10 protein-coding genes are annotated in these 12,376 nt (G+C 48.0%); 7 read left to right on the top strand and 3 right to left on the bottom strand.

From position 1 onward, the window contains the following. Positions 1 to 40 precede the first annotated feature (40 nt). Positions 41 to 2,026, top strand: a complete 1,986-nt coding sequence (gene topA, locus ACKFKF_RS18925) for a type I DNA topoisomerase (protein ID WP_446869128.1) — start codon at positions 41 to 43, stop codon at positions 2,024 to 2,026. 183 nt (positions 2,027 to 2,209) lie between these two features. Here topA and ACKFKF_RS18930 read toward each other — a convergent pair whose 3' ends face one another. The 3 genes from ACKFKF_RS18930 to ACKFKF_RS18940 all read right to left on the bottom strand — a co-directional run bounded on the left by ACKFKF_RS18930 (position 2,210) and on the right by ACKFKF_RS18940 (position 4,620). After that, the gene (locus ACKFKF_RS18930) at positions 2,210 to 3,172 is read right to left on the bottom strand and encodes a ParB/RepB/Spo0J family partition protein (RefSeq protein ID WP_446869129.1); all 963 of its coding nucleotides are present in this window, start codon (positions 3,170 to 3,172) and stop codon (positions 2,210 to 2,212) included. Further along, complete coding sequence (locus ACKFKF_RS18935) at positions 3,162 to 3,809, bottom strand: AAA family ATPase (RefSeq protein ID WP_446860144.1); 648 nt, start codon at positions 3,807 to 3,809, stop codon at positions 3,162 to 3,164. Before ACKFKF_RS18935 ends, ACKFKF_RS18930 begins: the two co-directional genes overlap by 11 nt. Before the next feature lie 214 nt (positions 3,810 to 4,023). Then, complete coding sequence (locus tag ACKFKF_RS18940; protein WP_446869130.1) at positions 4,024 to 4,620, bottom strand: GUN4 domain-containing protein; 597 nt, start codon at positions 4,618 to 4,620, stop codon at positions 4,024 to 4,026. A 348-nt stretch (positions 4,621 to 4,968) separates the two neighbouring features. Here ACKFKF_RS18940 and ACKFKF_RS18945 point away from each other — a divergent pair, with 348 nt between their 5' ends. From ACKFKF_RS18945 to ACKFKF_RS18970, 6 genes are all read left to right on the top strand, one after another. Further along, complete coding sequence (locus ACKFKF_RS18945; protein ID WP_446869131.1) at positions 4,969 to 8,487, top strand: helicase-related protein; 3,519 nt, start codon at positions 4,969 to 4,971, stop codon at positions 8,485 to 8,487. A 60-nt stretch (positions 8,488 to 8,547) separates the two neighbouring features. Beyond that, on the top strand, positions 8,548 to 9,153 hold the full coding sequence (locus tag ACKFKF_RS18950; protein WP_446869132.1) for a Uma2 family endonuclease: 606 nt from the start codon (positions 8,548 to 8,550) through the stop codon (positions 9,151 to 9,153). A 4-nt stretch (positions 9,154 to 9,157) separates the two neighbouring features. Beyond that, on the top strand, positions 9,158 to 9,439 hold the full coding sequence (locus tag ACKFKF_RS18955) for a type II toxin-antitoxin system Phd/YefM family antitoxin (RefSeq protein ID WP_446869133.1): 282 nt from the start codon (positions 9,158 to 9,160) through the stop codon (positions 9,437 to 9,439). 29 nt (positions 9,440 to 9,468) lie between these two features. After that, entirely contained in the window at positions 9,469 to 9,690 is a 222-nt protein-coding gene (locus ACKFKF_RS18960; protein WP_446869134.1) for a DUF433 domain-containing protein, read from the top strand. Between the two features lie 2 nt (positions 9,691 to 9,692). Next, positions 9,693 to 10,082, top strand: coding sequence for a DUF5615 family PIN-like protein (locus ACKFKF_RS18965; RefSeq protein ID WP_446869135.1), 390 nt, complete (start codon positions 9,693 to 9,695; stop codon positions 10,080 to 10,082). A gap of 11 nt (positions 10,083 to 10,093) precedes the next feature. Then, positions 10,094 to 12,376 (top strand): DUF1156 domain-containing protein (locus tag ACKFKF_RS18970; RefSeq protein ID WP_446869136.1); only part of this gene is annotated, 2,283 nt, incomplete at its 3' end.

Raw genomic sequence — 12,376 nt, forward strand, 5'->3', positions numbered from 1 at the left:
GAACTGTGTACGCATCCAAATCATGCAATAAGCAACTCCCATGACCAAACTCCTGATTGTTGAATCGCCAAATAAGATTAAAACGCTGAAGTCTATTTTGGGGTCAGATTGGAATATTCAAGCTTCGTTAGGGCATATCACAGAGCTTGCTCAAGATGGAGAAGATTCATTGGGCTTTACGCTCTACCCTGATCAAGTTGAGTGCCGCTACCAACCGCGTGCCGATCGCGGCAAGAAAATCATTGCTCAACTTCGTGCAGCCGCTAAAAATGCTGAAACGGTTTATTTGGCAACTGACCCTGACCGAGAAGGTGAGGGCATCAGTTTTCATTTGATGCAGCAGCTACGGCTCAAAAAAGGGCAGTACAAGCGTGTGACCTACACTCAAATTACCGAAGCTGCGGTCAACGCTGCGATCGCAAATGCGAGAGAGTTGGATTTTGCGTTGGTCGGGGCGCAGCAGGCGCGGCAGTGTCTCGATAAGCTGGTGGGCTATAAAGTCTCTCCAATCCTCTGGCAGTCGAGCGGTGGGAAGAGTGCGGGACGGGTGCAGTCACCAGCCTTGCACCTCGTTTGCGATCAGGAACGGACGATTCAGAATTTCAAGCCGACCGATTATTGGAGCGTATGGGTTGAGTATGGGGAGGGATTTCGAGCCTACTACTTGGGTGGACTTGATGACTCTCAAATTGTGGATAGCGACAGTGACGATCTGCAAACCGATGACGCTGCGGATACTTCCCAAACCAAGCAGGTTGAATCGAAGCGAGTGCTATTCCAGACCCAGGCGAATCGGTTGGTTCAAATCGCCCAATCTCATCCTCATCAAGTGATCGAATTTGCAGGACGAGAGGTGAAGAAAAATCCGCCACCGCCACTAATGACGAGTTCCCTTCAGCAAGCAGCCGGGGTTCGTTACAGTTTCGGTGCGGAAAAGACGATGCAAATCGCTCAGACGTTGTTTGAAGGATTGGACTTGCCACAGGGACGAAAGGCGTTGCTCACCTATCACCGGACGGATAGCGTAACCCTTGCGCCTGAATTTTGTGGCGCGGCGCGGCAGTGGCTTGGCAAGCACGATCCTGAGAATATACCCGCTAAAACGGTTAAACACCGGGATAAATCTGGGGCACAGGGGGCACACGAGGCAGTCCGTCCCACCTATCTTGAAATTACACCAGAGTCGATTCAAAGCCACTTATCACTCGATCAATTCAAGCTTTATGACTTAATCTGGCGACGGGCGATGGCATCTCAATGTGCTTCGGCTCAGTTACAGAAAACTCGCGCCATCGTCCGTTCTGGTGACGTAGTGTGGGAGGCGCGAGGCAGTACTATTATTTTCTCAGGATATGCAAAATACTGGAATGACCTGGAACAAGATACCCAACTGCCAACACTTCGGAATGGACAGCCCCTCACGTTGAAGCAAGCGGCGCATACAAAAAAACAAACTCAACCCCCAGCGCGTTACAGCGAAGCAAAGTTGGTTCAAACCCTCGAACGTTTAGGGGTGGGTCGTCCCAGTACCTACGCTACCACGATGAAAATTCTCAAGGAGCGGGGCTATGTGCAGGTGAAGGGCAAAGTGATGGTTCCAACGGAAGTCGGGCTGAAAACCGACGAAGTTTTATCCCAAGTTTTACCAAATTTAATTGATGCTGGATTAACCGCAGAGATGGAAGCATCATTGGATGCGATCGCGGATGGGAAACGGGACTGGCAACGCTACTTAATTGACTGGAATCAGGATGCCTTTCAGCCTGCGTTGGATCGTGCCCGTCAGCGCTTGGGTGTTGCTGAACGCCCGATGTCCAAATCTGAAGAAGCAGGCAAGCTCACTGAATATCCTTGTCCAGTTTGCGAAAACTTTTTAGAGGAGTATCAATATCAAAGAAACAATGAAATTAGGGTACTGCTTCGCTGCTCTAACTCTAAAAATCGGCGCAAATCTTGTAAAGAGGTTATCTTCTTCAAGACGAGATATGGGACGTGGTGGAACAAAGAGCTTGGAGCGATCGGATAGACATCAACGCCATTTCAGCAAAAGGATGACCTCTCAGGTACACCTTACCCCAATAGGGAACTGCAAGGTAGCCGTACAGCGCGGTGGGAACGACCAAAACTGAAACCTCTAAGTCTTGGTCTCTTAAACTAACCAAAACGTTTTGGTTAGCTCAAATTAGCCGCCGCTGAATTCTCGTCTCGGCTATTTTTCGATCAGTGCTTCTAGCTGTGCTAAAAGCTTTTCAATTTGACGTTGTTTTTTAGGATCGCTCCAAATCTTTGCTTTCTTTGCTCGGTGAAAGGTGTTAACGGCTCTTTGTTCTAGAGAAATTTGGTCATCAGACTCGTCCGCAGGCGCAGTTTGAACAGATTTGACTTTCTCCTTGATTTCACTCAGCGACAGATGATGCTCTTCGGCGTGATCTAGCAAAGCTCGCCTTTGATTTTCATCCTTGAGCTTGGAGATCTCCATTGCCTTGGTGTATTCAATCTTGCCGCTTCTGAGAGCCTCTAGAATCTCTGGGGGCTTTTTCAGTAGAGGTAAGCGGCTAGAGACAAATGATTTCCAGGATAAGCGCCCCAGAAACTTAAAGACTTTTTCAACTTGCTCCGCTTCTGGGCTAACCAAAACGTTTTGGTTAACCGTTCCTTTGGTGGCATTATTCATTTGGTAAAGCAGGCTGATCGCTTCTTCTACCGAAGCATTTAGCTCCATTGCCAGAGCGTCTAAAGTTCCCTCCGTTTCTTCTAAAGGAGAGAGATCCTGTCGTTGCAGGTTTTCAACCAGAGAGGCAAGCAGTGCTTGTTTGTCGTCTAGATGAAAAATCTTAACTGGAACGGTGGGTAAGCCTAGAAATTGAGCCGCTCGGTAGCGCCGTTCTCCTGCAATTAACTCATACTCTCCAGATTCACCATTTAATAGGGGTCTGACCCATAGAGCAGAGCGAATTCCATTCGCCTTAATTTCTGTGTTTGCCCATTCCTCTATTTTCTGCTGATCAAAGTAGCGCCGTTTTTGCAATGAAGTCCGATGGATGGAAGACAAAGGAGCAACCTGTTCTGTCGTTTCTGATGAAACTTGCTCGGTCAGCTTTTCGCCAAACACAAATTCAGAAAGTTGTGAATCTGAGTTAATCGCATCCTTCAGACTGCGCCTATTTGCCATTGAAGAACCTCACTGCTTCATTGAACAAAGCTTCATAGTTTGTAGCGGCATCTTTCGCGGGTTTTCCTCGCATTCCGAAAACAGTGGAACCCTGACCGGGTGCGTCCTTGATACATTGGCGATCGTAAATCACAGTTTCCATCAAAGGAACAAGGCTATCTCCCAGAGCCTCTTGCGCTTCTCTCAGTAGAACCGAGCCTTTGCTCACTGCATTTAAGAAAATCGCAGCTTTGGGCATTCCTGCGCGAAGCTCTTTGGCATGACGAATAAACTGAAGAATTTTTCCAGTGCTGCGAAGATCAATGATGGAATCGCGAGAGGGGACGAGGACAAGATCGCACCTTGCCAGAATTGCCTTTGTAACTTCAGAGAGCGATCCGGGACCATCTACAATCACAACATCGAACTCTTCTGATAGTTTTGGCAAAGCCTCAAACAGGGTCTCTGGATCGCTAATAACTTGGTAAGGCAGACCAATTTCTTTAAGCCAAACAGAGCTACTTTGTTGTCCATCAGCGTCTATGAGCGTTGTGGAATGCCCTTGCTTTGACAGCCATTCTGCTGCGTGGGCAGCTCCTGTAGATTTGCCTGCCCCACCTTTCTGATTCGCGAAAGCGAGAATCTTGGGAAGCTTCATAAATTTCAACTGACCTTCTGGGGTTAACCAATGACAAGAATTCTAGCGTGAGTTGATTGTTTAGAATCTAAATTTTCCCCAGTTCTTTTCATTATCTTCTAGGTCAAAACTCATTGTGGGTCGTTCCTATTGATCATCGTCCTCATCAAGAACTGGAAATCCTTAACCGTCCCGCTCCAATCCCAGCACTTCTTCTAACACATTGTGAAGAATGTCAATTGATGCCACACTGTTTTAACCTTAATGGCATTTCTCGAATCCACCAGCCTCCGAAAGCGTTTTTGATGCCTGTTTGACCTGCGGGTCGGAAGGGATAAAATCCTACTGGAACAGTAGCGGGTGGAAGATCAGAATTCCAGCCAACCTGCTGCTCAAATCGCAAGGAATCTTCATAACTGTTTCCTTTGAGGTTCCGCCAAATGGTTGCTTGGGTGCTAAACCCAAAGCGTCCACCGCTGGCAGCCTTCCAGAGTCGATCGACAGTCTGTAAATCTGAGCAGGCTAAATTTCGTGTATCCGTCGCCCTTAAATAACCCTGTTGCTCCTGACGAGCGGCTTTGAGGACTAGAACCGAAGTCAACTGATTGGCTTCCTGCCATTTTCTGGCTTGTAGCAACTGTTGAAGCGGGGCATAATCAATTCCTGGCTGCGATCGTAAGGGATTTGGCTCTAGTGACGATTGTTTCGATGGCGTTGGCAATGTTGTGGAAATGGGCGAGGCAAGCAGACGCGAAGCGAGTAACCCACTCAAGCTCATTACGCTGAGTCCAGTAATCATCAAGCTTTGACTAAAAAATCTGTGTTTTAACATTTTGTTCACTAAGTCAATAAATCTTCTGGTGGAGACTACAGCCTGGATCTCGTAATTTTCGATAGGAAGATAAGCCGAATTTTTTGAAACAGGAATTCTATCTCTTGTCCGAAGGGGAACTGCTTCGCGGGCAGCTTTGCTGTGCCAAAGGCAACGCACTGCTCCAATTTTTATGCATCATAATATTGGATGATTCGGCATACTGGTATACAAGTGTCTACGATCGGTCTATCTAAAAGCTCTGAAGCCTTTCTATACGAAGGGTGCAAACCATTCACTGAATAAATGAGGTGCCATAAAAGATATTGACCGAAGTACGCAAATTAATGTGGATCAGGATGGTTGTGAATGGCAGCGCTAGAAAATATCAAAGCAGGGACGTTAATTAAGGGTCTGATACCTGACGGCATCGCTAAAATCGTCAACGTTGAATGGTATGGCGATCAAGCGATAAAAGTTGTCTTTGAAAACGCGGACGGCGCAGTCAGGGGTCAGCTTCTCTACCGGGCTGATGAGCCTAAGCTAGAAGTGGTGACGCAGGGGCGACCTTGGGCTTTTGATGCCGATGGCTCTTTGTTTCGTCTGGTGTCAGAAGCCTACCGAATTCGTTTGGCATATCTGTTTGACCCCTACCTAGCCATTCATACTTCTCTAGTCGAGCCGTTACCGCATCAAATTACTGCGGTTTATGGTGAAATGTTGCCGCGTCAGCCTCTGCGGTTTCTGTTAGCAGATGATCCAGGTGCGGGTAAAACCATTATGGCTGGATTGCTGATCAAGGAATTGCTGCTGCGAGGCGATTTAGAGCGATGCTTGATTGTGGCTCCAGGGAGTCTTGTAGAACAGTGGCAGGACGAACTTTACAGCAAATTTGGACTGTCTTTTGACATTCTTTCCCGCGACCAAGTGGAAGCTTCTCGGTCGGGCAATCCTTTCAACGAAAAGAATCTGCTGATTGCCCGACTCGACATGATGAGCCGGAATCATGACCTCCAAGCCTGTTTCACTGCGTCCCCAGATTGGGATTTGGTGATTTGCGACGAGGCACATAAAATGTCTGCCAGCTACTTTGGCGGAGAGGTGAAGTATACCAAACGCTATAATTTGGGGCGCTTACTGGGTTCGCACTGTCGTCATTTTTTGCTCATGTCGGCAACGCCTCACAACGGCAAGGAAGCAGACTTTCAGCTATTCATGGGGCTGCTAGATAGCGATCGCTTTGAAGGCAAGTTTCGGGATGGGGTGCATCAGATGGATGTCACTGATTTGATGCGTCGCCTCACCAAAGAAGAGCTAGTGAAATTTGATGGCAAGCCTCTCTTCCCAGAACGATGTGCCTATACGATGACCTACAAGTTGTCTAACCCAGAAGCAACTTTGTATCATGCTGTGACTGCTTATGTGCGCGAAGAAATGAACCGGGCAGAGCGATTTGCCGCAGAAGACCAGAAACGTAAGCTGAATGTGAGTTTTGCGCTACAGATTTTGCAGCGACGGTTAGCCTCTTCTCCTGCGGCGATCTATCAATCTCTGATTAATCGTCGGGAGCGGCTAGAGAATCGTCTCAACAATGAGGAACAAATTTTGCAGCGAGGTCAGACTGCTGCGTTGTCCCAGCCAGAGTTTAGCATCGACATTAATTCGGAGTTGTGGGACGACGATGATAACCTGCAGGAGGAGCTAGAGCGATTTGAGAAAGAGGTGGTAGACCAAGCGACTGCCTCTCGCACGATCGAGGAATTGGCAATTGAAATTGCGACACTCCGACGATTGGAAGCTCAAGCCAAGGGGGTCAAGACTTCTGGTACAGATACGAAGTGGATAGAGTTGAACGGGATTTTAGATCATCCGCTGATGCGGGATGCCCAAAGCAACCGCCGTAAGTTGATCATTTTTACGGAGTTTCGAGACACGCTGACTTATTTGGCAGAGAGAATTCGGAACCGCTTGGGTAAGCCGGAGTCAGTCGTCGTGGTACATGGGGGCGTGAGTCGAGAAGAGCGACGCAAGCTCATTGAAGCCTTCCGGCAGGATAAGAACGTTTTTGTGATGTTGGCAAACGATGCAGTGGGGGAAGGAGTAAACCTGCAACGGGCGCATCTGATGGTCAACTACGATTTGCCCTGGAATCCGAATCGGCTGGAGCAGCGGTTTGGTCGGATTCATCGGATCGGGCAAATGGAGGTTTGTCACCTGTGGAATTTGGTTGCAGATGAGACTCGCGAAGGGGAGGTTTATGCCAAGCTGCTCAAAAAGCTGGAGGCGGAGCGAAAAGCGCTGCCAGGTCTAGTCTATGACATTTTGGGCAAGGTATTTGCTGAAAAAAGCCTCCGAGAACTGCTGATTGAAGCGATTCGGTATGGCGACGATCCAGAGCGTAAACAGTATTTGGATCAGGTGATTGAGACTGCGATCGACCGCGACCACATTCTTCAGCTTTTAGAAGAAAAAGCCTTGGTACGGGACACGCTGAACGCTTCCAAAGTGGAAGAAGTTCGTGAACAAATGGAACGGGCGCAGGCGCGACGACTTCAGCCTCACTTTATCCAATCTCTTTTTATTGAAGCGTTTCAGAAACTAGGGGGACAGATTGCTCCTCGTGAAGCAGGGCGATTTGAGATTACACGAGTGCCGGGAGCGATTCGCGATCGCGATCGTCAAATTGGAATTGGAGAAGCGATTCAACCTCGGTATGAGCGAATCTGCTTTGAAAAGAGCAAAATTAATCAGTCTCCGGTCGCGGCTTTCGTTTGTCCGGGTCACGCTTTGCTCGATTGCACGATCGATTTGACGCTAGAAAGCTATCGGGATTTGCTCAAGCGGGGGGCAATTTTGGTGGATGATGCCGATGAAGGGCAAGAAATTCGAGCGTTGTTTTATCTAGAACACGCGGTTCAAGATGGGCGGATGCAGAAGAATGGGCAGCAGCAGATTATTTTTCAGCAGCTTCAGTTTGTCGAAATGGGCGCGGATGGAATTCCTCAGAACGCGGGTCCCGCCCCTTACTTGGATTATCGCCCTTTGACTGACGTAGAGCAGACGGCTGTGATGCCGATCGTAGAGTCAACGGCGTGGCTCAACCAGGATTTTGAAGCGCAGGTGATCAGCTTTGCGATTCAGCATGTGATCCCGAAACACGTTCAGGAGGTGCAGACGCGGCGATTGCCGATGGTGGACAAGGTTGAGCGGGAAGTTACGTCTCGACTGAGAAAAGAGATTAACTACTGGGATCACCGAGCCGAAGATCTGAAGCTTCAGGAAAAGGCAGGCAAACGCAATGCTAAGCTCAATTCTGCTAACGCTATGACCAAGGCAGAGGATTTAAGCGATCGCCTTCAGCGTCGTCTCAAGGAGCTAACTCAGGAACGAGAAATTTCTGCGTTGCCGCCTGTGGTGAAGGGAGGTGCGTTAGTCATTCCGAAAGGGCTGCTCACGAGGCTGATTGGGGAGATTTCTGAGTGTGAAGAAAAAGAAGTGCCCTTGGGTCGAGACGAGATTGAGCGGTTGGCGATGGTTGCTGTGATGGAGACCGAGCGGCAGCTTGGCAGGATTCCTCGTGATGTCTCTGCGGCGCGAGGCATTGGGTATGACATCGAATCTAAAGATCCTGTGACGGGATCGCTGCTGTTTATTGAAGTTAAGGGAAAGTGGCATCAGAAAGCGGATGTGACGTTAACGAAGAACGAAATTCTCTGTTCTCGAAATGAGCCAGCTAAGTTTCGGTTGGCATTGGTGCTGGTGGATGAACAAGGAGCCAAACTTCCTCGGTATCTGAAAGGCTACTCGTTTGGTGAACCTGATTTTGCTGAAACGACGCGATCGTTTAGCCTACAAAAACTTCTCAAAGAGGCAGGCGATCCGAGTTGAGATGGGAAATGATAGGGTGACGAGGAGTGATCAAGGGAGTCGATAACAGGAAGGTCAGCGATGGCGACAACTCAACTAAAACAAAAACTGACGCTGGAGCAATTTCTGGAGCAATGCCCACCAGAAGGACGCTATGAACTGGTAGACGGAGAGATTGTGAGAATATTGGCGACCCGAAAGCACGATACGATCGCTGAGTTTATTTCTGATTCGTTTAAAGAAGAAGCGAAGCGGCTGAAGCTCAATTACTGGGTGTCGGGAAGAATCACGATCGCCACGCTGAATAAAAGTGGCAGGCAACAGGGGCGTAATCCTGATGTCAGTGTGGTCGATCGCGCGGTTTGGGATCTGTATCCGACCGCCTATTCTGCTTTGCTTGAGCCGACTCAGATCGCGATCGAGGTTGTTTCAACTAATTGGGAAGATGACTACATTGATAAACTGGATGAGTATCAACGGTTGAAGATTGCGGAGTATTGGATTGTCGATTATTTGGCGATCGGCAGTCGCGACTTTCTAGGGAATCCGAAAGAGCCTTCGGTGTTTGTGTATCGGTTGGATGAGTCAGGTCAGTATCAATCCACTCGGTTTCAGGGGACAGACCGAATCATATCACCGACATTTCCAGAACTGAATTTGACCGTTGAGCAAATTTTGGAGGCATAGTGCCATGACTCAATACTCGATTACTCAGATGCAAGAGAATCCTGAGGGTGTTATGCAGGCTGTTGAGAGAGAAAAGGCGATCGAGATTACACGGCAGGGGAAACAGGTCGCTGTGTTGCTGTCTGTGGATGAGTATCGTCGCTTGGTCGGTGAACGGCAGTCAGATCTTGATGTTGCGTTAGCAAAGTTTCGTCAGGGATTGGCTGAAGAGGAGCTTGATATTGATCCTGATGAGATGTTTAAGGATGTACGAGATCGATCGCCAGCACGTACAGTGATAATCTAATGAGTTGGTTGATGTTAGGAGGAAATAACGTGTTTGAGCGAATTACATTTGACCCCCAAGTTATGGCTGGGCGTGCCTGTATTCGAGGAATGCGGATTACGGTTGCTCAGGTTCTTAGATTGATGGGGAGCGGAATGACGGGACAGGAAATTCTTGCTGCTTATCCATACTTAGAGTTGGAAGATCTGAATGCCAGTCTTCAGTATGCTGCTTTTCTTGCGAGTGAAGAAGTTTATCCTCTTGCGGGTTAGCTGTGAAGTTTTTAGCTGATATGGGTGTTTCGCCCTTGACGGTTCAAGCTCTGAGTCGGCAGGGATATGATGCGGTGCATTTGACGGACGAACGCTTAGAACGTTTGCCAGACTCAAAAATTTTGGCAAAAGCCAGACGTGAGGAGCGCATTGTCTTGACGTTTGATCTGGATTTTGGCGATTTGCTCGCGGCTAATGCGGATGTTTTGCCGAGTGTGATTATCTTTCGTCTGAAGATGCCAAAGCCAGCTATTACGACTCAACGTTTATTGACGGCACTCTCTGAATACAAAGCTGTTTTGATGAGTGGTGCAATTTTGACGATAGAAGACGGGCGTTATCGGTTGCGCCGTCTGCCGATTCAACCGATCGAAACTAGCCTTGAAGATTAAATAACGCCCCCATGACTGACTATAGAAAGAAGCTAATTGAAGTTGCGTTGCCGTTAGAGGATATTAATGCGGAGTCGGCGCGGGAGAAGTCGATTCGGCATGGGCATCCGAGTACGTTGCATCTGTGGTGGGCGCGTCGCCCGTTGGCAGCGTGTCGATCGGTGTTGTTTGCTCAGTTGGTGGATGACCCGGAGCAGGATGGGTTAAATCCAGATTATTTAGATTTGATTGACCAGTTCAGCACCGATTCTTTTACGTTTTTGAAGGGGCGAGAACTGGAGTATCGAAAATATCTCTATCCTTATGGGTCAAGGGAGGGGCAAACGATCGGGGAATGGCGACGCGATCGGCTGTTTGCGGTGATTCAGCAGCTTGTGTTGTGGGAAAATATTCAAAATGAGGGGCTGTTTGAGCTTGCTCATAAGCTGATTAGTGTGTCTTGTGGGGGCAATCCGCCTGCGGTTTATGATCCGTTTTCGGGGGGTGGGTCGATTCCGCTAGAGGCGCAGCGATTGGGGTTGGAGGCGTATGGGTCTGATCTCAATCCGGTGGCGGTGATGATTGGCAAGGCGTTGATTGAGATTCCGCCGAAGTTTGCGGGGTTGCCGCCTGTGAATCCTGAGTATCGATCGCGACACACGGTTGAGAAGGTGCTGAGTCAGGAAGATTGGAAGGGCGCACAAGGGTTAGCGGAAGATGTGCGCTATTACGGGCAATGGATGCGCGATCGAGCGTTTGAAAAGATTGGACATCTGTATCCCAAGGTGAAAGTTGAAGTTAGGGAAGATGGCACTTATCGGGTTCTCGAATCTCAGTCTGAAATCGATGTTCATCAGTCTAATGTTCAAGAACTGACGGTGATTGCTTGGATTTGGGCGCGAACGGTTGCAAGTCCGAACCCAGCGATCAAAGATGTCCATGTCCCATTAGCATCATCGTTTTTGTTATTGAGCAAAAAGGGGACAGAAGTTTGGATTGAGCCTGTCATTTCTGAAGATAGCAAATCCTATACGTTCCAAGTCCACAGATCTTCTATTCCGGCTGAACAACTGAACAGCATTAAATCAGGGACAAAAACAGCGCGAGGGGCAAACTTTAGTTGTTTATTGTCAGGAACGCCTATTGTCGGAGACTACATTAAGTCTGAAGGTGTAGCAGGTCGGATGGGTGCGAAGTTGATGGCAGTGGTAGCAGAAGGAAAGAAAGGACGGATTTATCTTTCGCCTACATCAGAAATGGAAGAAATTGCCAAATCTGCAAAACCTGAATGGTATCCAGACGGCGGAATTCCTGGTGATCGAAGAGCAATGTTTACCCCGTTATATGGGTTAACAGATTTCTATCATCTATTTACAAATCGTCAATTGGTTGCACTGAGCACGTTTTCAGATTTAGTTCTTAAAGCTAAGGAACAGGCTTATCGAGATGCTGTTGAAGCCGAGCTTAAAGATGATAATCAACGATTACGAAATGGAGGCAATGGTGCAGAGGCTTATGCAGATGCAGTAGCAACATACTTGAGTCTGGGTGTTAGCCGTCTTAGTGATATCTGCAACTCTCTCTGTATGTGGGAAAACACTAAGATGCAAGTCCGACATCTTTTTACTCGCCAAGCAATCCCAATGGTTTGGGATTTTGCAGAGCCAAATGTTTTCAGTAATGGTGCCGCTGGTAACTACACAACCACTATTAACACAATGCTTCGCGTGATTAATACTTTACCAGCAAAGGGGTTTGGTCAAGCTCGACAGGCAGATGCTACTGAATCTTTGCCTCTAGCTGAACGTGCTGTCATTTTCTCAACTGATCCACCTTATTACGACAATATTGGTTACTCTGATTTATCGGATTTTTTCTACATCTGGCTAAGGCAATCGTTAAAAAGCATATATCCAGATGAATTTTCTACGTTAGCTGCTCCAAAAGATTCAGAGCTTGTTGCAAATCCTTACCGTCATGGCGGAAAAGGAAAAGCAGAGCAGTTCTTTATGGAGGGAATGACGAAAGCGATAGCAAATATTCATGCACAGCATCCATCAGATTATCCCATTACCATTTACTATGCATTCAAGCAATCGGAAGTAAAAGATGAGGGAGTTTCATCAACAGGTTGGGAAACATTTTTAGAAGCAGTCATTCAGGCAGGACTTTCTATTAATGGCACATTACCCCTGAGAACAGAGCTAGGTAATAGAATGCGCGGGCAAAACAGCAACGCTTTAGCAACTTCCGTTGTCCTCGTCTGCCGAAAACAGCTATCTACCGCGCAACTCACCACACGCGGCGACTTCATC

Source organism: Phormidesmis sp. 146-12, from assembly GCF_052939495.1.